The sequence below is a fragment of the Chloroflexota bacterium genome (assembly GCA_018648225.1).
GTDB lineage: Bacteria > Chloroflexota > Anaerolineae > Anaerolineales > UBA11858 > NIOZ-UU35.
Genome location: JABGRQ010000059.1, coordinates 12,463 through 34,215, shown reverse-complemented (window position 1 = coordinate 34,215; position 21,753 = coordinate 12,463). Strand labels below are relative to the sequence as shown.

General features: G+C 53.1%; 20 protein-coding genes. 15 read left to right on the top strand and 5 right to left on the bottom strand.

What is annotated here, in order from left to right; genetic code table 11:
* From HN413_04120 to HN413_04110, 3 genes are all read right to left on the bottom strand, one after another.
* Window positions 1-369: hypothetical protein (locus tag HN413_04120; protein MBT3389576.1), on the bottom strand; the 369-nt coding region annotated here is incomplete at its 3' end.
* 28 nt (window positions 370-397) lie between these two features.
* Window positions 398-1,702 carry an MFS transporter gene (locus HN413_04115; GenBank protein ID MBT3389575.1) on the bottom strand — a complete coding sequence of 435 codons (1,305 nt, stop codon included), beginning with the start codon at window positions 1,700-1,702 and terminating at the stop codon, window positions 398-400.
* The gene (locus HN413_04110) at window positions 1,702-2,304 is read right to left on the bottom strand and encodes a hypothetical protein (GenBank protein MBT3389574.1); all 603 of its coding nucleotides are present in this window, start codon (window positions 2,302-2,304) and stop codon (window positions 1,702-1,704) included. Before HN413_04110 ends, HN413_04115 begins: the two co-directional genes overlap by 1 nt.
* A 134-nt stretch (window positions 2,305-2,438) precedes the next feature.
* Between HN413_04110 and HN413_04105 the strand changes: the two genes are divergently transcribed.
* From HN413_04105 to HN413_04055, 11 genes are all read left to right on the top strand, one after another.
* The gene (locus HN413_04105; protein ID MBT3389573.1) at window positions 2,439-4,124 is read left to right on the top strand and encodes a hypothetical protein; all 1,686 of its coding nucleotides are present in this window, start codon (window positions 2,439-2,441) and stop codon (window positions 4,122-4,124) included.
* A gap of 134 nt (window positions 4,125-4,258) precedes the next feature.
* Complete coding sequence (locus HN413_04100) at window positions 4,259-4,621, top strand: response regulator (GenBank protein MBT3389572.1); 363 nt, start codon at window positions 4,259-4,261, stop codon at window positions 4,619-4,621.
* Between the two features lie 124 nt (window positions 4,622-4,745).
* Window positions 4,746-6,686, top strand: a complete 1,941-nt coding sequence (locus tag HN413_04095) for a hypothetical protein (GenBank protein ID MBT3389571.1) — start codon at window positions 4,746-4,748, stop codon at window positions 6,684-6,686.
* Window positions 6,687-7,844 (top strand): CDP-alcohol phosphatidyltransferase family protein, encoded by a 1,158-nt coding sequence (locus tag HN413_04090; protein ID MBT3389570.1) that lies wholly within the window; start codon window positions 6,687-6,689, stop codon window positions 7,842-7,844.
* Window positions 7,841-8,821, top strand: a complete 981-nt coding sequence (locus HN413_04085) for a flippase-like domain-containing protein (GenBank protein ID MBT3389569.1) — start codon at window positions 7,841-7,843, stop codon at window positions 8,819-8,821. Before HN413_04090 ends, HN413_04085 begins: the two co-directional genes overlap by 4 nt.
* Before the next feature lie 40 nt (window positions 8,822-8,861).
* A complete protein-coding gene (gene ribA / locus HN413_04080; GenBank protein MBT3389568.1) occupies window positions 8,862-9,503 on the top strand; it encodes a GTP cyclohydrolase II in 642 nt (213 codons plus the stop codon).
* Window positions 9,490-10,197, top strand: coding sequence for a RibD family protein (locus tag HN413_04075; protein MBT3389567.1), 708 nt, complete (start codon window positions 9,490-9,492; stop codon window positions 10,195-10,197). Before ribA ends, HN413_04075 begins: the two co-directional genes overlap by 14 nt.
* Before the next feature lie 46 nt (window positions 10,198-10,243).
* On the top strand, window positions 10,244-11,236 hold the full coding sequence (locus tag HN413_04070) for a zinc-binding alcohol dehydrogenase (protein MBT3389566.1): 993 nt from the start codon (window positions 10,244-10,246) through the stop codon (window positions 11,234-11,236).
* A 321-nt stretch (window positions 11,237-11,557) separates the two neighbouring features.
* Window positions 11,558-11,935: a 6-carboxytetrahydropterin synthase gene (locus HN413_04065; GenBank protein ID MBT3389565.1), complete on the top strand. Its 378-nt coding sequence runs from the start codon at window positions 11,558-11,560 to the stop codon at window positions 11,933-11,935.
* A gap of 5 nt (window positions 11,936-11,940) precedes the next feature.
* Entirely contained in the window at window positions 11,941-13,041 is a 1,101-nt protein-coding gene (locus HN413_04060; protein MBT3389564.1) for a glycosyltransferase family 4 protein, read from the top strand.
* A 178-nt stretch (window positions 13,042-13,219) separates the two neighbouring features.
* Window positions 13,220-14,149 (top strand): class I SAM-dependent methyltransferase, encoded by a 930-nt coding sequence (locus tag HN413_04055; GenBank protein ID MBT3389563.1) that lies wholly within the window; start codon window positions 13,220-13,222, stop codon window positions 14,147-14,149.
* Window positions 14,150-14,164: 15 nt separating this feature from the next.
* Here HN413_04055 and HN413_04050 read toward each other — a convergent pair whose 3' ends face one another.
* The gene (locus HN413_04050) at window positions 14,165-15,523 is read right to left on the bottom strand and encodes an NAD(P)-binding protein (protein ID MBT3389562.1); all 1,359 of its coding nucleotides are present in this window, start codon (window positions 15,521-15,523) and stop codon (window positions 14,165-14,167) included.
* A gap of 173 nt (window positions 15,524-15,696) precedes the next feature.
* Window positions 15,697-16,812: a transaldolase gene (gene tal / locus HN413_04045; protein ID MBT3389561.1), complete on the bottom strand. Its 1,116-nt coding sequence runs from the start codon at window positions 16,810-16,812 to the stop codon at window positions 15,697-15,699.
* 430 nt (window positions 16,813-17,242) lie between these two features.
* On the opposite strand from tal, the gene HN413_04040 reads away from it, so the two are divergent.
* The 4 genes from HN413_04040 to HN413_04025 form a co-directional block, all read left to right on the top strand.
* Complete coding sequence (locus HN413_04040; GenBank protein MBT3389560.1) at window positions 17,243-18,442, top strand: (Fe-S)-binding protein; 1,200 nt, start codon at window positions 17,243-17,245, stop codon at window positions 18,440-18,442.
* Window positions 18,443-18,461: 19 nt separating this feature from the next.
* Window positions 18,462-19,229, top strand: a complete 768-nt coding sequence (locus tag HN413_04035) for an electron transfer flavoprotein subunit beta (GenBank protein ID MBT3389559.1) — start codon at window positions 18,462-18,464, stop codon at window positions 19,227-19,229.
* 14 nt (window positions 19,230-19,243) lie between these two features.
* Window positions 19,244-20,194, top strand: coding sequence for an electron transfer flavoprotein subunit alpha/FixB family protein (locus HN413_04030; GenBank protein MBT3389558.1), 951 nt, complete (start codon window positions 19,244-19,246; stop codon window positions 20,192-20,194).
* A gap of 33 nt (window positions 20,195-20,227) precedes the next feature.
* Window positions 20,228-21,753, top strand: a 1,526-nt coding sequence (locus HN413_04025; GenBank protein ID MBT3389557.1) for a (Fe-S)-binding protein, incomplete at its 3' end; no start/stop codon positions are given.

Genomic DNA, 21,753 nt, shown 5'->3' with positions numbered 1-21,753 from the left:
CAGCGTCGGAACAATTAACTCGAAGCCAATCGTCTCACCTACGGGGTCAGCGCGCAGGCCGCGGGCGGCAATATCGAGGCCCATGCGGGCGCGTTCAATGCGGGGTTTATCTTTATCGGTACCGTAGCGCCCCAGGGCCGTCATCGCGGCCAGAGTGCTGATCATGCGGTCGTGATAGTAGCGCGGCGCATACGCCCCCCAACTGCCATCGGGCAATTGATGTTCGCGCAGCCACTCCAGGGCTTGCTCGCCCATCGGTTCGCCCAATTCAACCAGGCGCGCCACCCAAGCCGTATCATAAGCCGTGCTCATCATCCGCCCTGGCCCAATTTCCTGCAATAACTTCTTTACTTCTGCGCGAATATCCATATAAAATCCTCACCAACTACAGCCTTCTTTATTTCACAGCCTCATCTTGACGCAGTGGATAGCGAAGGAAAATCAAAAACCCAACCCCAATCAAAACACCACTGACAACACCCACCATGCGCACACCCAGCGGCCCCTGCGGCGCGGTGCGGCTGCGTCCCAACAGCAGGATCACGGGGAGCAATACCATCGCCAACCCGGAGAAGATTTGCTCAAGCACCTTGATTACCGAATAATACAGTCCTTCACGGCGCAAGCCGGTAACTTTTTCATCAAAATCAATAATTTCAGCCATAAAAGCTGCCGATAACACCACCGCGCCAGAGATCGCCACAGACTGCAACACAGCCCATAAAATACATTGAACCCGCAATCCAATTGGGAGCCAATCACCGATCAACATTGTGGCCGGGAATATCAGGGTGGAACCAACCAACGAAACACCATAAACACGCGTTTTACCCCAGCGGTTCGATAAACGCATAACCAGCGGAAAGCACAATAACGAGGCCGCAACCGCAGGGACATAAAAATAAACCGTATCGGCTTCACGCATCCCGCAAACTTCGGTGACCAAGAACGGCGCTACGGCCTGGATTAGAGAGCTGGTCATCAAATAAAACGCCCAGACAAATGTAAAAGCGACAAACGCTCGATTCTGAAAAACAGCCGTAATATTACTCCATAACGCGGGGGGCGCGGCTTGTATATCGGATGCGAACGCTTGCTGGCGCAATCCGTAGATCGGCAAGCACAAAACCAGCCATACAAAAACTGCAAAAACCACAGCCATGCTGCGATAACCCTGGGCATCAATCAGCACACCAGCCAGGCCAGCACTCAGAATACCGATGATGAAAAAAGCAGACTGCCAGGCCGAAATCTTGACCCGAGGCCTATCTTCGCGCGCGATTTCCGGGAGCAACGCCTGATACGGTATGGCATAAAACGCGGCTGCGATGCGAAAAACAATCACCACCAACAGCAAATAAGCCAGATTCCAATAAGAAGCGTGAGTATCTGGGGGCATCCAGAGCAGAAGAAAAGCCCCCAGCATGGGCAGGATGGAAAAGAACATAAACGGCAAACGCCGCCCCCAACGAGACTGACTCCGGTCTGACCAATGCCCGATCAGCGGAGAAAGCAGGCCGCTGATCACGCGCCCTACTAATATTGCGGTGCCATAAAGCGCCACAGGCACCAGCGCCGGGCCGTCGGGCGGCAAATAAAAATATAACAACCAACTGTTAATTAGAAAGCTGAGCGTGGCAGTGCCCAATGTGCCACTACTATACAAAAAGTACTGGCGGTTTTTCTCAAAGGTGGCATCCATTAGGGCTGCAATTCGCCCGTTCGAGCAAGCTGATCGAAAATGCCCCAGTCATCAAAACGAGCTTTGGCCTGGATGAATATTTCCTGGGGATTGTCGGGAAAGCCAATCGCGACCGCGACGATGGGGGAACCCGGCGGTACAGGACGAATGGGTTGTTCGGCAATCTCAAAGGGGGAGCAAATCTCCCAAGCATACGCGCCACCACGGAGCGAGACCAATGCCCAGCCATCCAGGAATGTTGCCGCGCGCTCCTCGGGCGGAATCCCCTCCATGCGGGTGAGCAAATAATCCAGCCAAACCTGATCATCCACATCGTCGGGAAAAAGCCCACCCCAGCGGCGCGCTTGCACGCCCGGCTCGCCATCCAGCGCATCCACCGCGACCCCCATATCATCAGCAAAGACCCAGGGGAACGAATCGGAACAATAATGGCGAGCCTTGATGAGTGCATTTTCGGCCACTGTTGCGCCATTTTCAATTGGGCGTTCTCGCTCGATGCCAGCCGCGCGTAAATCGATCAACTCAAAACCATATTCCTGAAAAACAGGTCGAAAGAGCTGGATTTTCCACGGATTTTGAGTGGCGAAAAGAATCGTTGTCATTGCGTTTCATTCTAGCATAAACTATCGAAATGGTTCAGCAAATATCGAGCGCGCATGAAAAGTCAAATAACAGAATTGTAAGGTTTATGCCCACACGCAAAAAAGGTTATAATGAATTTCAGTCGGAGAGAATGATGACCACAAAATCAAACAAACGATTGCTTTTCTTGCTTGTCGCCGGTCTGCTGTTGCTGAGCGGGTGTCAATTCACCCTGCCGCAAACAGATTCCAATGTGAATATCGATGCAAATGCCAATACGACTACAATCACTGTTGTGATTGGCAGTGCCCAAAGCGCCCGCGATGCTGTTATGCTATATATTCGCGATCACTATGGGCTGAATATTCCCTCGGCGGGTACCGCCTGGACCGAGGAGGCGTTCACAGCGGAGGGCGTTACAAGCACCGCCGCTCTGAAATTCACTGCGAACGATTGGATTGCAACGATCATCTTCCCCAAGTTAGCCCCCGAAGCGATCATCTATACCACCAGCGTTCACAATTCAATCACGGGCTTCAATTGGTCAGGGCAAATCAATGCCGATGGCACGATCACAGAGATTATTGTACAACAATCTACATCGACGAACACGATAGCAGAAAATGAGCAGCCCGTTGGCACCCCCTCGCCGACAGCCACAAATACAGCCACCGTTGCACCATCTATACTGAATTTTACCGATACAACCTATCGCTTTTCGGTACAATATCCAGACAACTGGCAACTCACCACAACATCAGCAGGGGCAGCCAACGGCAAGGGCGGGTTCACAACCAAATTTATCCAGTTTCAGAAAGACGGCTTCACGATCAAAATTCAGTACAAACTCCTGTGGGAAAACACAGAATTCGACGATACGCAGCCTCCCGGGATCATCGAGGCACGCAGTACTGCAATGCTGCTGGGCAAGCGGGTTGCGCAAAATATTGTCGTTGATGAGCAGGGTAAAGATAAACTGGTCTTTTACGGCGACAGCAGTGAGGATATTGCCTATCACATCCGAATCGAAACAACTGGCAAAGAAATCCCTGCCGACATCGTCGAGCAGGCCACCTGGATCGTATCCACAATCCAGCGCACCGGAGAGATTCTCCCCTCGCCTGTTGCTACTGCCACCGCAACGCTGACCCCCACGATAACATCAACGGCAAGCTTAACCCCGCTACCAAATACAGGCACCACTTCAGGAACTGGCGCCACCAATAGCGAACCCGAGGCAAGCAGCACGCCCGGAACCGTACCAACCGCCACCAAAGCGCTCCCAACGCCAAATATTGTCAATAATGTGGCGCCCAATGGCGCATTTTCTTACGATTTCGGCGCCAATGCCTGTTTGGCTACGTGGGTCAACAAACCGATGAATGAAAGTGGAGACCCAGCTCAAGTGCTGCCCTGTTTGGGTACCGTTGGCAGTTCAAACGGATTCATCACCCGACTCGACAACCCGGTAATGGAACACCGTCTGGATGATGAAATAACCTTGTGGGTACACCCCAACGAAGCGCGCTACGGCTACATCCAGGGCACTTACCCAAAATACACTGTGCAAATTGGCGACCACTTCAAAACCACCATCGGCTGTATGTTCAATTATCCAAAATGCAGCCTCGATTTCCAACTCTATTATAAAGATGCTGTTGGGGCAGTTCATAGCATCGGGGAGTGGGAAGAAAACTACAACGGACAAGCCACAGTAATCGATGTTGATCTCTCCTCCCTCGCCGGGCAAGAAGTCCAATTCATACTGAGAACAGTAGCCCTCACCGAGAACGCCGACTCCGCCCAGGGCTTTTGGTTTGTACCTCGTATAATGCCTTAAAACTCCCAGTTCAGATCAGGGATATTCAATTCTCAAGAAATTACCCCAAAACAAAAATATCAGGTTCTAAAAACGCAAAAAGGGTATAATCAGGCCAGCTTGGAAAATTCCGTAAAGACATTGAGGTATTCACAATGGAAAAATTATTAGCCCTTGTGGTTGAAGACGATAAAAACCTTGCGCTGGCATTTGGCGAGGCCGTCGAAGAAGCTGACTATAACGTAGAAATTATTCACGACGGTCAGGTTGCACTGGACAGGCTGGGCGAAGTTGTGCCCGCGATCATAATCCTGGATTTGCACATCCCCAATGTTAAGGGCGTAGATATTCTGAACCATATCCGCAATGATGAGCGCCTGAAAGATATTCGCGTGATTGTGGCAACTGCCGACAATCGCATGGCAAATGAACTGCCCGGTGTGGCCGATCTGGTTTTGTTAAAGCCGGTCGGCTACAAACAACTTAGAAACCTGGCCGACCGCTTGCGCCCGCTTTAGGCTTCATCATTCCTCAAATGATCTCGCCATCCTGGTTTCTGGGTGGCGTTTTTGATTAAAAGGCTTTTGCTGCGTTGAGCGATTGTGCTAGAATCAGGGCCAACTGTACTCTTCGGAGGAAACGATGACCACAAACCAAACGAAACGGCTGCTCTTATTGCTCCTTTCAGGTGTGCTGCTCTTCAGCGGTTGCCAGTTATTGCCAGCGGATTCCAGCCCAGAAGTTGAAGCTAATCCCCCTGCATTGCCCGTGGATAGCGCGCCAGGCGCCCGCGATGCAGCAATGTTGTATATTCGCGACCACTATGGTCTCTATGTACCCCCGGCAGGATCGGCATGGAACGAGCAGAATCTTACCCCCGCAGATGTAGTCAGCACTTCAGCCTTTCAGTTCAGCCTGGATCACTGGATTGTCAATATCCTCTTCCCCACGATCAATCCCGCTGATATTGTATACACCATCAGCGTGCATAGCCCCGCAACGGGCTTCGCCTGGGAAGGGCTGGTCGACGCGCACGGTAACGTAACTGAAACCCGCGGATATATCTCGCCATCATCGAACAACCCGGCCAACTCACCAACAATACCGCCCACCAGCACCTCCACCACCATACCCTCGCTTCAAAGCTATCGTGACACTACCTACCGCTTCTCGCTCGATTATCCCAGCGACTGGACCTTGACGGTTGTGTCAGCCGGTCACTCCACCGCCAGCGGCGGCTTCTCCGCAAAAACAGTCAAATTGACGAAAGCTGGTATCACGCTGCATATTCAGTACAAGTTTTTGTGGGAGAGTACCGAACTTGTCACCGAACTGCCCTCTGGCCCCATTGCGGCGCGCGGCACTGTGAACTTACTGGGCAAAGAGGCTATTCAGCAAGTCGTTGTCAACCCGGCGGGGAAGGATATTTTACTTTTCTACGAAGACAGCGTCGATGATATGGATTTTTTCATCCGTCTGGAAAATGGGGACGAAATTCTGCCCGCTGAGTTTCAGGCTACTGCTGCCCAAATTGTCGCTTCAATGCTGCGCACGGGCGAAATGCTCCCTTCACCCACCGGAACCGCGACGGCCACCCCGCCTCCCACACCCACAGCTACAGCTACAGAAATCAGCAGCGCAGATGCCACGGCGACTGCCGAGGCTTTGGCTGGCAAATGCAATGAGGCCACGTTCATCGAACATGTCACCCTGCCGCCTGGAACAGATGTTGTTACCGGAACGCTATTCCTCAAAACGTGGCGCGTGCAGAATACTGGCTATTGCCCCTGGACACCCGATTATAAACTGCAATATTCGCACGGCGATCGATATGTTGGCGGCGATTATCGCGTTTACTTTACAGAGACAATTCCGCCTGGAGCAACAACCGATATCTCGGTGTATATCCTCGCGCCGAACGATACCGGCGAGTATGATAATTATTGGACTCTCGAAAACAGCGACGACGAAGCGCTGAATATCATCATCAATGACGAAGCGCTCAGCCTTATTCGAAACGCAGAAAACACGCTCCCTATGAGTGCCAATGTCGTCAAGCCAAATAATTTCGCCTATAACTTCGCCGTCTTCGCTTGTTACGCCACCTGGACCAACAAACCCATGACCGAAAGTGGCGATTCGGCAAAGGAGTTACCCTGCCTGGGTAAAATTGGCAGCTCCGACGGGTTTATAACCCTGATCTCCAACCCCAACATGGAACACGGCGCTGACAGCAATGCCGCGCTCTGGGTGCATCCGAATGCTGAATACCAGGGCTTCGTCCAGGGAGTTTTCCCAAAATACCGTGTTCAAAGCGGCGACCGTTTCAGGGCCAATGTGGGCTGCATGGCCGATACTCCAGATTGCAACCTGCGCTTTGAACTCTATTACAAAGATGCCGGCGGCAACGTGCATCTGATGGGCGAATGGATTGAAGTCTACGACAAGCGGATTGCGTTGATCAACCTTGATCTCTCGTTCCTCATCGGGCAAGAAGTGCAGTTTATTTTAAAAACCGTTTCACTTACCGCTAACACAGATGCCGCGCAAGGCTTCTGGCTCTCGCCGCGTATCCAGCAATAGATGTCTCAACTCAAATTCCGTTGGGCATTTTACGGATTTAGCTCCATTACAGTGCTGCTGCTCGGAGCGCAACTTCTGCATCGCATCGCGGGGGTGCGCTATGCCAATCAGTGGGGGTTGCAGGCCGCGGTAGTATTCGCCTTCCAACTCGTTGCCCTGTGGCGCTCCCTGCCCAAAAACCATCGTGCTGGCGAAGAAGAAGTTTTGCCGCGCTTCGGCCCTGGCAACGCCCTTAGCCTAGCACGCGGCACGCTGATCGCCTTGCTGGCGGGCTTTTTATTGCTGCCCGCACTGCCCGGCGGTTGGGCCTGGCTGCCCTTTGCGCTCTACATACTTTCTGACATCAGCGATTTTCTCGACGGCCTGGCCGCCCGCGTCAGCAATATGGTCACGCGGCTGGGCGAACGCCTCGATATGAACAACGACTCGCTGGGTGTGCTGGTCGTAACGCTGCTGGCCTTTCAATACGGCCGCGTGCCCTGGTGGTATCTGCCCTTCGGCTTCGCCCGTTTCATTTATCTCTTCGCCCTGCGCCGCCATGTAAAGCGCGGTCTGCCGGTCTTTCCGTTGCGGCCAAGCCACATGCGGCGCTGGTTCGCCGGGGTGCAAATGGGTTTCATCAGCGTGATGCTCGCCCCGCCGGTAAAACCCCCGGCCACGCTGTACGCAGCCACACTTTTTTTGATTCCCTTTGTGGGCATGTTCCTCTACGATTACTGGCAAGTCACCGGGAAATTCGACGCGTTGAAGTTAGATTGGAGCAAAGTTCAGGGGTGGATGCTCGGCTGGATGCCGCTTCTTCTGCGGGGGTTGGCCCTGCTCATCTACGGGAATCACGCGCTGGGCCTGGGGCTGCCCCTCCCCCTCGGGGCGGATTCTGCATCTGCGTTACAATCTGCCCCCGAGGGCTTGCTCAACGGGTGGAATCTGGCCCTCGGCATTTTGCTCGCTTTGGGCGTATTGGGCCGTCTCACCCCCATCGCTGCGCTGGTTTCCGCCGGAATCCGCCTGCAAGCCAGCCCGTTATTATTAGGCGATTATCTGCTCATTTTCACGCTGGTATATCTGCTTTTCATCGGCAGCGGGCGCTGGGCGCTATGGAGCCCCGAAGACTGGCTGATCTACAACCGCATCGGTAAAGCCAAATCATCGGCATGAAAAAATACTGGAAAGTAGGCTTTTGGCTACTGGCGCTGACGCTGGTTGGTTATACGCTATCGATTACCCCGTTGGCGGATGTGAGCGCGGCGCTGGGCAGTCTCAAGCTGAGTCAGATCGCGGCACTGGCGCTGCTCAACGCAGCCATCATTGCACTGTTTGCAGTACGTTGGTGGATTTTACTGCGCACGCAAGGGAATCGCATCCCGCTTTGGGTGGCAATCCGCTACCGATTGGCAGCTTTTGGAGTCAGTTATTTCACTCCGGGGCCTCAATTTGGCGGCGAGCCGTTGCAAGTTTATTTTTTGCACAAAAATCATGCCATCCCCACCACGGACGCGGTTGCTTCCCTCAGCCTCGATAAAATACTTGAACTGCTGGCAAATTTCACATTCCTGGCTTTCGGCATTGTGATGATTGCCGCGGGCGGTTTGCTAGATTTACGCGAGAATCGGCTGCTGGCCGTAATGGTTTTCTTGCTGGCTGCGTTGCCCTGGCTTTATTTGATCGGCTTGTACGCAAAGATCAAACCCCTGAGTAAATTAGCCCGCGGGGTTGCGCGAATTTTTCCGAAAAGTATTCGCATCGCCGCGGGTGTGAACCACAGCGAAACACAAATGTCCACTTTTTGCCGCCAGCACCCTGCCACGCTCATCGGATTGATGCTGCTTTCGGGAGCAGTTTGGGTGGCGCTAGTTTTTGAATATTGGCTGATGCTTCATTTTCTCGGCGCGCAACTCAGTCTATGGCAAACTCTGGTTTTTATCACCGCGGCGCGGCTGGCGTTTTTGACGCCGCTGCCCGGCGGCCTGGGTTCGCTGGAAATCAGTCAGGCACTGGCCGCCCAATCGCTGGGATTGAGTGTGGGGCTGGGTGTCAGTATTGGCCTGCTCATCCGCTTGCGTGACATCAGTTTTGGCCTGCTGGGTCTCGTGTGGGGCGGCATCTTCACACAAAGATCGCCAAAGATTAAATAATTGGATAATCCTTGTTATAATTTCGTGTGGAGGTAATTAGATGAGCCAAGAAACTGTGCATGTTGAACAAATCGTCTGCGCCCGCATTCCCACAAATTGGGGTGAATTTCGCCTTTGTCTGTACCAAAATGATCGCGACGAAAAAGAACATCTGGCCTTCTTGTTTGGTGACGTGGAATGCCAGGAAAACGCGTTGGTGCGTGTACATTCGGAGTGCTTCACCGGCGACGTGCTCGGCTCTACCCGCTGCGACTGTGGCGAACAGCTTGAAGCCTCAATTGCCGCAATCGCCGAAAACGGCAGCGGCGCATTGATCTATTTGCACCAGGAGGGGCGCGGCATTGGCCTGCTGGAAAAATTGCGCGCGTACAACCTGCAAGATATTGGGTACGACACCGTAGAAGCCAATCTGGCGCTGGGGCATCAAGCCGATTTGCGCGATTATTCGGTTGCCGCCGAGATCATTCGCCATTTAAAAATCCAATCGATTCGCCTGATAACCAATAATCCCACTAAAATCGAAGACCTGACCCAACACGGAATCGTTGTAATAAAGCGTGTGAGCATCGAGCCAACCATCAAACCCGACAATCTCGAATATTTACGCACCAAAGTCACGCGCATGAGACACATGCTCAATATGCCCGAACTGATCTCGACCACGCAGCATGAAGACGATTGATGATTTTCTGTTGCAAGTTGAGCGCGAGCACAAATCCAGCGATCTCCCCCTTGTGACATTGACCTACGCTCAAAGTCTCGATGGCTCACTCGCCTTGCGCCGCGGCGCGCCGATTGATCTCAGCGGCGAGGCCGCTTTTGCTCTGACGCACCGCCTGCGTGCCTGGCATGACGCTATTCTGATAGGCATCGGCACGGTGCTCTCGGATGATCCGCGACTCACTCTGCGTTTGATAGAAGGCGAAGACCCCCAGCCTGTAATTCTCGACTCACAACTCCGTTTGCCCGCGACCGCCCGCCTCCACGCACATCCGAAACCCGCCTGGGTTTTCTGCGCCGAAAATGCGCCAAAAACATCAGGAGGCGCAACCTGCCAGATTTTTCCGACACCCAGCGACGAAAACCACCGACTGGATTTGCGGCATATCCTCAAAAAGCTGCACGCCAACGGTATTCGCCGACTGATGGTAGAGGGCGGCGCGGAGATTATCGAGAGTTTTCTGCGCGCCGGGCTGGCAAATATCGCCATCCTGACCATCGCCCCGGCCTGGGTGGGCGGCGTTAGGAGCATATCGTCCCCGCTCGGCACAGGCGGGAGCTTGCCAAATTATCCTCGCTTGCAAAACCTGCAAAGTGCGCAACTTGAAGACAATCTTATCGTCTGGGGAATTGTAAACAAAGCATTTTCACGCTAAGCCGCCAGAACGCAAAGATTAAAGTAGAAAAAACTGTAACCAACGAATGCTCACACGACAATCGCTTTATTTCACTGGCCCGCGCAGGGTCGAAGTTCGCACCGAAGATTGCCCCGTACCGCGTCCGGGCGAAGTACTGGTGCGCACGCAACTCTCGGCAATCAGCCCCGGTACCGAGATGCTGATCTATCGCGATCAGGCTCCCAAACAACTGGCGCTCGATGAAAGTATCGCCGCCCTGGAGGGCAATTTTCAATATCCCCTCAAATATGGCTATGCCGCTGTCGGGGAAGTGGTCAGGCTCGGAGAAGGCGTGGAAGCGGATTGGCTGGGGCAACGCATCTTTGCCTTCAATCCACATGAAACACATTTCATGGCCCCGGCCTCGGGGTTGATGCGCCTACCCGAGGGCTTGTCCCCTGAAGATGCCGCCTTTCTACCCAATATGGAGACGGCGCTCAACCTGGTGATGGATGGGAGTCCCGTCATTGGGGAACGCGTGGCGGTCATCGGGCAGGGCATTGTTGGGCTGCTGACTACGGCGTTGCTGGCGCGTTTTCCGCTCGAAGAACTGCTCACGCTCGATTTTTATGCCAACCGTCGGGAGGCCTCCGCCACACTGGGGGGGCACGCCCTCCACCCCGATGAACTGCCAACCGCCCTCCATCACCACGCCGATCTAATCTACGAACTCAGCGGCGCGCCGGACGCGCTCAACACAGCCATTGCCCTGGCCGGATTCGATAGCCGCATCGTGGCCGGTTCGTGGTATGGCGAGAAGCGGACCGCGCTCAATTTGGGCGGCGATTTTCACCGCAATCGCATCCAGATCATCTCCAGCCAAGTCAGCACAATTGCGCCGCGCTTCCAGGGCCGCTGGGATAAAGCTCGCCGTTTTGCGACGGCCTTGCAATTGTTGGCCGAAATCCGCCCGGCGCGCTTCATCACCCAACGATTCCCGCTCAGCGAAGCCGCCGATGCTTACCGTCTGCTCGATGAATATCCGCAGCAGGCCATTCAAGTCATTTTTGAATATTGATGAAAACAAGTTTCAGTACTGAATTTTAACGCGAATGTCACGAATGAAAAAAAAGGAAAAATTCGTGTCATTCGCCTATTCGCGACATTCGTTTTTCGTTTTTGAAGAATTGTGTACAGATGTAAGGTAGAAAAGCTGTAATAAGGAAACCCGGAATGCAGGAAGAAAAATTCATGGATTCTTGGCTTCCTCATAAAAAAATTGTGTTTGGTTTCTGTCGAGTCTCATACAAAAGTTCACGCAAAGCTGCGAAGACGCAAAGAAAAATTCCAAGAGAAAGTTTGGTGTCTTTGAAACTTTGCGTGAGACAAAAGGAGTCCTATGTATACCGTAGCCGTGAAACGTGATTTCATTGCCCAGCATTATCTCATCGGAGGGGATTGGGGGCCGGAGAACGACCTGCATTCCCACCACTATTTCATCGAAGTGCAACTGCATGGCCGCACGCTCGATCCGCACGGCTATCTGGTTGACATCGTGGATATTGAAGCCAATCTCGATGCGCTGATTGCTGAATACCGCGATCAGACGCTCAACGAAATGCCATCCTTCGCCGGGCTGAATCCCTCGATTGAGCATTTTTCGCGCATCCTGTGCGAAACCCTCGCCGGGCGCATCCAGGCCAATACGCTGAATGCCATCACAATCCAACTCTGGGAGAACGAAATCGCCTGGGCTTCCTACCGCGTGGAAATTTAGGTGCGATGAAAATTGGCTTGTTGATTTACGGCAGCCTGGATACCATCAGCGGCGGATATATCTACGACCGCTATCTGATAGACGATTTACGCGCCCGCGGCCACTCCGTCGAAATCGTCTCGCTGCCGTGGCGCAATTACGCTGCCCACCTGAGCGACAACTTCTCACCCACGCTCTATCAATGCCTGCGCCGCCTGGATGTGGATGTCCTCATTCAGGATGAACTCTGCCATCCATCGCTGTGGCGCGTCAATCAACATCTGCGCGGCAAGATCAAATATCCCATCATCGCCCTCGTCCATCACCTGCGCGCCTGCGAGCAACACCCCGCCGCGCTCATGCCGCTCTACCGCCGGATGGAACAGAATTATCTGCAAAGCGTGGATGGATTCATTTTCAACAGTCAGACGACGAAGTTGAGCGTGACGCAATTGGTGGAGTCTCTGTCCCCCCATGTGATCGCCTACCCTGGCGGGGATCGTCTGAAGATGACGCTCAACGACGATCAGATCAGGCTCCGGGTGGGTCGGCGCGGCGCGTTGCGGATTCTCTTCCTGGGGAGTATCACCCGCCGCAAACAGCCCCACCTGCTCTTGCAGGCCTGCCTCGCACTGGATTCCCCCAATGTGCAGATCACGCTGATCGGCAGCCAGCAACCCGAACCGAGATACGCCCGTCACATCCGGGCGTTGAGCGCCAAACTCGGCGAAAAAATTCCCATCAACCTGATCCCTGCGCTGGATGCCGCTCAGCTGCCCCAACATCTGAGCGAGCACGATATTCTGGTTGTGCCATCCACCTACGAGGGCTTCGGGATTGTCTATCTGGAAGGCATGGCCTTTGGCTTACCTGCCATCGCCACCCGCGCCGGGGCCGCCCACGAAACCATCCGCCACGGCGAAAATGGCTATCTGATTGAACCGCATGGCGCGGGCGCGCTGGCCGAATATATTCAACGGTTGAGCGAAGATCGCAGCCGACTGCTGGAGATGAGTTTGGCTGCGCGCAAGCATTTCGATAACGGCCCCACTTGGGCAGGCATGAGCGCAGCGATCAATGGTTTTTTGGAAAGAATTATTTTAAGTGGACTGCGAAAAGCAATTTAAAAACCTGTCATTGCGAGGAGGCGAAGCTGACGAAGCAATCCCCCGTTTTTCGGCGAAATATGCCAATTTTGAAGATTGCTTCGCCGCTCACTGCATCTCACAGCGGCTCGCAATGACTGCGTTTTTTTGATACTTTCTGGAATCTAAAAAACAATACAGGAATTACCGAAAAAAAGCGATGCAAACTAATCAACTGCCTCCCTTCACGGATTATTTATTGTCAAAAAAAAGCGTCGATGACCGCGCCTTGAATTTACGCGTCTGGAATCAATTCGGTGAAAGTTTACAGCAACGTGCCACCCTCAAAGACCAGCTTGATATTCTCGAAGTCGGCGGCGGGATTGGCACAATGCTGGCGCGCCTGCTAGAGAATGACACCCTGCCAAACTGCCGCTACACGCTGGTCGATACAGAGCCAGACAGTATTGCCTATGCGCAAGTTTATTTAGAGAATTGGGCCAGGGAAGCCAACTGGCGTTTTGAGTTTGTTACGGATGACAGATTCAGGCTGACGAACGACAAGCGACGCGTTGATGTCGAAACGATCTGCGGTGATATTTTCCCCCTGTTGGCGAGGTGTCCCGCGGCCTGGGACGCAATGATTGCCCATGCCGTGCTGGATTTATTCCACCTGCCCAGCGCCTTACCGAGCCTGTTGACGGCGCTCCAGCCCGGCGGGTTGTTTTATACCACGATCAATTATGATGGCTTGACGATCTTCGAGCCGCCGCTGTTGCCCGATTTCGAAGCTCAAATTCTGGCACGCTACAACCAGACGATGGATAAACGCCGCACCGACGGCCAGCCCAGCGGAGACAGCCGCGCCGGGCGGCATCTCTTTGGCGAATTGCGACAACATGGCGTTGATATTCTCGCCACAGGCAGCTCCGATTGGGTAATCTACGCCAACGCTCTTGGCTATGCGCAAAATGAAGACGTTTTCTTGCAACATTTACTCAATTTTGTTGAAACAGAAATGCGCCGCCAGCCCGATATCGACGCTATTTTGTTGGAACGCTGGATAGCAACTCGCCGCCAGCAAATCACTGACGGAGAACTCTTGTGTATTGTGCATCAGATGGATTATCTTGGAATGTTGCCGAAGTAGCCCTACTAATGGGTCTTACGCATCCCAAAGTTCTTCGGCCGCGTGTATGCCCGACAGATACGCCCCATGAACCGTCGCCTGATACTCGCGCGAGGTGGCTTCGCCAGCGAAAAATAAGCGCCCAGAAACCGGGGTAGCCAAAGCATCCAGAGTCTCCCCGTCGGTTCCCGGCGTCAGATACGAATAAGAGCCTAAGGCATAAGGATCAGCCGCCCAGCGTGTAATCTGCCATGCCAATGGATCGGGAATATTTTCGCCAAATATGGTGCGCAGGGTTGCCATAGCGTCGCCAACAATTTGCTGATCAGACCAGGCTTCGGTTTGACGCGCAAAAGTGGCCGCGTTGAAACCCAGCAAGATTGGCGCATTGGTGTAATGCGCTATATTCAGCCACTCTGCCCATTCACCTTTGCGGGGTCCAATATAGCCCAGCAATTCAGCCGCTTTAGGCCAGAATATATGGGGAAAACGCAAATACACTTTATCAAGTAAACCCATCCCCAATTGCTTAATCGCACGCTGCTTGTCCACGGGAAGCGCGGGAGAAAATTGTACGCGTCCACTTTTTAGTATACCCAGAGGCAAAGTGATTACAGCGCGATCAGCATCATAGAGATTTTGATTTGTAGTGATTGTCACACCGCCATCGCTATATTCCACGCGCTGAACAATTTCATTCAACCGAATATCCAGCCCATCGGCGAGCAGCGCAATAATTTGCTCATATCCATCGGTGAAGATGACATCTTCACCCCCGAACTCATCACCCTGGTCGAAAGAAAACGCCGATAAGTTGTTTATATCCGCAGCGAATTCATGTTCAATGATTGTGTTAAGGAGGTACAAAATTATCTGTTTCTCATTTGCCGAGATATCTTCTTCAGCAAGTGCAATACCCAAGACGGCTTGCAGGGAAACGTCGTCATTCAACATTTCAATTGTTTCGGTTATATAGTCTTGCACCACCGCCTCATATTCTTCAAGTCTGTCGTAGGCTGCGTTGGTGAGTTCGCTGCCTTCTGCCGTGTAGATCCAATGATTCTCGTAATCCGTCTCAATGGTTTTAATATCATTGGCGTTCGCAAGACGAGCAATCGGATTGTTGGTAATCCCATGGATCCACGAGGCACCCATATCGAGCGGCGCATCCGCCCACTCCCTGCTAGTCCAGATACGACCACCCACACGCGGGCGCGCTTCCAGAACGATCACGTTATACCCCCACTTTTTTAGCGCGCTCGCAGCGCTGAGGCCGGCAATCCCGGCCCCAACGACAATAACGGTTTCATCACCTTCTTCCAACATATTGCAACGGCTCGCTGCCACCGCGCCTCCCAGCAAAGTGACGATCTTCAAAAAATCTCTACGGTTCATTAAGTATCCCTCTGGCAAGCAGGTTTTTTCTACATCAGGTTATGCGAATGATCTTTCCAGACCCCAAAAACCACAGATGAACACAAATAAGCGCTGATGAGTTTTTTCAACCACATGCACCGGCGTTCATCTGTGGTTCCATCTAAATGGTTGGCAGGAATAAATAAAAGCGGCTATACGCGTCTCATACGCTGTTCTACCGCATTTAGCAATATGGTGAATGCTTCGGCGAATTTCTTCACACCCTCAACTTCAAGTTCCTGCGTCACGGTATCCATCGAAATACCTAGTGCGGCCAATCCATCCATAGCTGCCTGTGCTGCAGCTACATCTGCATCCAAAGTCAGCGCGGCCACACCATGATCGCCAAAGGCCACTAATGTAGCCGGGGGTACCGTATTAACTGTATTGGCCCCAATCAACTCATCGATATAAAGCGTGTCTTTATAAGCAGGATTTTTGGTACTCGTCGAAGCCCACAAAGCGCGCTGGATCTGACCACCCATATCGGCAATCTTTTCCCAACGCTCGCCTGCAAAAACTTCTTTGTGGCGTACGAAGGCTAGCCGTGCATTAGCAATGGCAATTTTCCCTTGTAGGGCTGCCGCGCGCGGCGCCAAATCTCCGCCTGCGTCCACAAGGGTCTGCAAACGCGCGTCAATATTCGAATCGATCCGCGAGACAAAAAATGAGGCCACGGAGGCAATCCCATCAATCGGTTCCCCAGTTGCAAGACGCTGTTCCAATCCCGTCAAATATGCATCCATAACAGCCTCGTACCGGCGGATCGAAAAGATCAAGGTCACGTTGACATTTATTCCCGCAGCAATTGTGCGCGTAATCGCAGGCAAGCCCTCCACCGTAGCGGGAATCTTTATCATCAAATTAGGACGACCGACTCGTTTCCAAAGGCGCTTCGCTTCCTGGCAAGTTTTCTCAGTATCCCGCGCTAGATATGGGCTGACCTCCAGGCTGACATAGCCATCCCCGCCATTGCTTTGCTCATAAAGCGGCAGAAAAACATCACACGCTCCTTGAATATCGGCTATAGCAAGACTCTCGTAGATTTGCTCACTCGAATAATCATCTTCAGCCAGCGTAATTAAGTCATAGTCATAATTGTGCGAATTGACGATTGCATTGCTAAATATGCTTGGGTTTGAGGTAACCCCGCGAATTTCGCCGCGCGCAACCATCGCAGCCAACTCTCCGCTTGCCAACAAATGCCGTTCAATATTGTCGTACCAAAGTGATTGCCCTAAAGCATGTAATTTGTCTATTGCGTTCATACACTCCTCATTTGCCCTCAAAAGCTGATACGCTCATTTTTGCAGGGTCTAGAAATCTGCATTAGCCCACCCGGCAATTGTACCGCGAAGCAATAACCGTCCTCCTGCGCCAGGCACCTTCTTAGCAAACATTCATCTCACCTTGCCCAAAAAATAATCACACATAGTTCATCCATATTATTTAGATGTTTTTGAATGACAAAAGGCGGCTCGGCCTATGATGTTTTCCACTATTGAGCGCCAATACCTTTTTATATAGTAAATACAGCGCGATTACCATCTATTTTTCAATTTAAATGCGCATAACAGGCTGATGAAACACAAAGTCAATCGGTCTGAAAGAGTATTTTTCTCTTGAGGCTCTCAACGCTCACTTAATTACCCACAGAGTCTCGGCCTCCATTGCCGCCAAAAAAGTAGGAGGTACCTGATGGCAGCGAATACCATTTCTCATTTTTCACCTTTTACCCAAGAATTCTATCAAAGCCTTTTTGATGTTGCTGACGGCGAAAATATCAAGACCTGTTTGCAATGCGCCAACTGTAGCGGTGTATGTCCCCTGGGTTACGTGATGGATTTTCCCCCTGGACGGATGATCTCCTGGTTGCGCGCAGGCATTTTTGATGAAGTCGTCGAGAGCGATTCGGTCTGGATGTGTGTATCGTGCTACGCCTGTGTGGAGGTGTGCCCGAAGAACATCCCACTAACCCCCGGGCTGATGACCCGCGCCAAAGAGGAAATGCTCTTGGCGGGCAATATCCCCACGGAATTGCAAAGCGCGCTGGAATTCTCACAGCGCTACGGCAACCCCTTGGGCGAGTCCCCACGCAAGCGCGCGGAATGGGCAAACGGGCTGGAACCTGAAGTGCCTATCATGCGCAAACTCAAACGCCCAGTGGACGTACTCTGGTTCGTGGGCGACTATCCATCCTATCATCCGCGCGTGCAACAAACCACACGCGCTTTCTTCAAGCTATTGAATGCCTTGGGTATCGATTTCGGCATTCTCGGCCCCGAGGAAAGCAGCGATGGCGACTCGCAACGTTTGGCGGGCGAACGCGGCCTATTCGAAGTGCTCGCCGAAAAGAACGGCAAAGCCTTTAGCAAATATGAATTCGGCGAAATCATCACCACCGATCCACATGCCTATAACGCACTCAAGAACGAGTACCCTGCATTGGGCATCGAATACCCGGTGCGTCATTACACCGAATTTCTGGTCGAACACCTGGATAAGATCAAGGCGTTGCTAAAGGGAAACGCGGAAATGCGTGTCACGTACCACGATCCCTGCTATTTGGGCCGCGCCAATGGCGTTTACGATGCACCACGCCAGCTCTTGGAGGCGATTCCCGGCATAGAACTGGTTGAAATGGAGCACAATCGCACCACCAGTCTGTGCTGCGGCGGCGGCGGCGGTGGGATGTGGCTGGATGGCTTCCAGTGGGAAAAAACCGGTGTGCGTCTCTCGGATTGGCGCGTCAAAGAAGCCGCCGATTCCCAAGCAGACGTGTTGGCCGTGGCCTGCCCCTACGAACCGCCTCGCTTTGAAGACGCCGCCAAAACCGTTGCGGGAGCCGACAAGCTCATCGTCAAGGACATTATTGAACTCTTAGCCGACGCGTTGTAAGCAAGTCAGGAGGTGAAAGATGACCAATATCGTGGTTTTAGCCAAACTCGTGCCGGATCTCGTTGAAGAACTTGAGATTGCCGAAAGTGGCACCGCGCTCGATATGGAATGGCTGCGCCTGATCATCAACGAATTCGATAACCATGCCACTGAGCAGGCCATTATTTTAAAAGAGCGATCAGGGGGCGAAGTTACTGTGATTGCACCGGAAGCCGAAGGGGTTAATGAGATGCTCTACACGATCGCGGCCAAAGGCGCGGATCGCTTAATTTTATTGAAGGGTGATTTTGAAAATGGTGTAAACAACCACGCGCTGGCACGTGCCTTTGCAAGTGCGGCGAAAGAACTCAAGCCAGACCTGGTACTCACGGGCGTGCAAGCCAACGACGACCTGGATGGATCAGTTGGCCCCTTAGTTGCCGAATACCTGGGGATGTCGTATGTCGGCTATATCTCGGGTGTTTCTGTTTCGGGGGAAACCGCAGTCGCGCGCAAGGAATACCCCGGGGGCTTGATCGCTGAAATGGAAGTCGCTTTGCCGGCTGTGCTGGGCATTCAGGCAGGCGAGGAACCGCCGCGCTACGTGGCCATCAGCAAAGTGCGCCAGATGATGAAAACCGCCACTATCGACGAGCAAGAAGTTGGCGATCTGGATGCGAGCGGCGGACCAGTGGTGCAACGTATGTATGTGCCCGAAGCCGCCGAACGCGCCGAAATGCTGGAAGGCGATGAAGAAGAAGTCGCCGCCAGACTGGTTGAAATTTTCAAAGAAGCCGGATTGGTGTAAGGAGGAGGATGCAAATGAATCAAGATATTTTTGTTGTAGTTGAGCATCTACGCGGGCAAGTTGCCGATATTTCTTACATCATGTTGGCTGCGGCTCGTGATCTGGCGCAAGCAACGGGTGGCGAAGTTGTAGGCGTGCTGCTGGGGCATAACGCTCAGGATTTAGCCAACGATTTGGCCGCGGATCGGTTACTCTACAGTGATCATCCGGCTCTGGCCGAATTCACGTCCGACGCATATCAACAAGCGTTGGCTGGGCTGCTCACCGCGCAGGCACCCCGCGCCGTATTCTTCGGCAGCACCTCCATCGGTTCGGATATTTCCGGCGTACTCTCAGCCCGCCTGGGGCTACCACTGGTAAGTTCCTGTATTCGGGTGGCAGATGGCAATCTCATCAGCCAGATTTGCGGCGGCAAAATTATGGCGGAAAGTGCTCTCTCGAATGAGACCACCCTGATCACAATGATCCCCGGAGGGTACAAACCCGCACAGGGGCAGACCGAAACCTCACCAGCAATAACCACCTTCGAGGTCAACATTGAAGCTCCCCGCGTTTCGCTGAAGCAATATATCGAGCCAGAAGCCGCCGATGTCGATATTTCCAGCGAAAATGTGCTCATCGCCGTGGGGCGCGGCATTCAGACCGAAGACAATCTCGAACTGGCGGAAGAACTGGCCGGATTATTGGGCGGTGTGGTGTGCGCTTCGCGCCCGGTGGTCGATCAGGGCTGGCTGCCAACCTCGCGCATGGTCGGCAAATCGGGCAAGAGCGTGAAACCGAAGTTGTATCTGGCGCTGGGCATCAGCGGCGCGCCTGAGCATGTTGAGGGTATGACGGATGCTGAAATGATTGTCGCCATCAACATGGATCCCGATGCGCCGATTTTCGATATTGCCAAATATGGCGCTGAAATCGATCTCTTTGATTTAATTGATCCACTGCTGGAAGCGCTTGAAGAAGCATAGGCACGAGACCTCAGAGGTCTGTCGGAGGATATTATGCCTGAACGAGTGAATTATTGGGGCATACCGCATAATTGGGGCGCGCCGGAACTGTACGTGTACACAATTATGTTCCTGGCCGCCTTTGTTATGCTGTTCCGCTTTTATCGCCAGGCCAGCCTGTGGTGGAAGATTGGGCAGCCTGAAGCGCGCTGGGATAAACTCCACCTGCGGCTGGGACGGCTGATTCAATATGCTATCGTTCAAACCAAAGTTCTGCGCCAACGCTACCCCGGCGTGATGCATGTTGCCATCGCCTGGAGCTATTTTGTCTTTTTCCTGGGCACAGCACTGGCGACCATCCACGACCACTTTTTCGAGTTTCTCTTTGGCAACACCCTGATCGTTTATAAATTCACCCTCGATGCCTTCACCATCGTGTTCCTGGTCGGCGCGGGGATGGCCATCTATCGGCGCTATGTGCAAAAACCACGACGCCTGACGCTAGAGCCGGGCTTCACCGGATCGCTGACGCTGATTACGCTGATCGTGCTCGGTGGCCTGTTCACCGAATCGCTGCGGTTGGCGGTGGAACAACCAGCCTGGGCGTGGTCATCTCCGGCGGGCTGGGGGCTGGCTCAACTTTGGATCGCCACCGGCGCATCCGATGCTGCGCTCACAAGCTGGCACCTTGGCATCTGGGTTTTCCACTTACTCATTGTGGCATTGACCCTCATCACGCTGCCCGTGGGCACGCTGATGCACGCCCTCACTGGGCCGCTGAACGCTTTCTTCTCGAAACTCAACCATCCCTTCGGCACATTGTCGCCGGGTAAGGAAACGCCAACAGGTAAGCCGATATATGTCAGCCAGTTGAGTGATTTAAGTTGGAAGCAGTTGCTCGATGGGGATGCCTGCACCGAATGCGGACGCTGCCAGGATGCCTGCCCGGCATTTGCCGCGGGGACGCCACTCAGCCCGAAAGAGTTGATTCTGTCTATTCGAGATGCACTACGCTCGAACGGTTCCCAGTTAGTCGGCGAAGCTATCGCCACCGAAGCCTTATGGGCCTGCACCACCTGCGGAGCCTGCATCCACGAGTGCCCGGTGCTGATCGAACATCTTGACGCTATCGTAGACATGCGCCGTTATCTGGTCATTGAAGGCGATGTAGATGCCGAATTACAAGACGCGCTCACCAATTTGGGACGCTACGGCAATTCGTTTGGGCAATCCGAACGAATGCGGGCCAAATGGGCCAAAGGTATTGAATCCAAAATCAAAGATGCGGGCAAAGAGCCGGTCGAATACCTGTGGTTCGTGGGCGATTATGCTGCCTACAGCCCTACCCTGAGCGAAATTACCCAGAAAACCGCCGCCGTATTCCAGCAAATCGGGCTGGATTTTGGCATTCTCTACAAAGGCGAAAATCACTCCGGCAACGATGTGCGCCGCGCGGGTGAAGAAGGGCTGTTCGAGATGCTGGTTGAAAAGAATATGAAAGCTCTGGAACGCAGCGAGTATCAGACAATCGTCACAACGGATCCGCACAGCTATAACGCCCTCAAGAATGAGTACCCCAC